We start from the raw sequence: 283 nt of genomic DNA, 5'->3' as shown, positions 1-283 counted from the left end.
GGACGCCAGCTTCAGCCCCACGATGCCGGCCACGATCAGCCCCAGGCTGACCAGCCGGCCCACACTGGCCAGCTCGCCGAACAACACGATGCCCAGCGCCGCCGTGCCCACCGCGCCCACGCCCACCCACACCGCGTAGGCCGTGCCCACGGGCAGCGACTTCATCGCCACGCCCAACAGCCCGACGCTCAGCACCATGGCCGTCACCGTACCCACCGTGGGCCACGGCCGCGTGAAGCCCTCGGTGTACTTCAGGCCGATGGCCCAGCCCACCTCCAGCAAG

General features: G+C 71.7%; 1 protein-coding gene. It reads right to left on the bottom strand.

Annotated features, from left to right (window positions below):
* Positions 1-282: quaternary ammonium compound efflux SMR transporter SugE (sugE, locus tag ACG04R_RS28545; RefSeq protein ID WP_394418229.1), on the bottom strand; the 282-nt coding region annotated here is incomplete at its 3' end.
* Position 283: the final 1 nt, after the last annotated feature.

The sequence above is a fragment of the Pelomonas candidula genome (assembly GCF_043555985.1).
GTDB classification, from domain to species: Bacteria; Pseudomonadota; Gammaproteobacteria; order Burkholderiales; family Burkholderiaceae_C; genus Pelomonas; species Pelomonas candidula.
The sequence above is the reverse complement of the archived record's forward strand: the minus strand, read 5'-3'. Positions and strand labels throughout refer to the sequence as shown.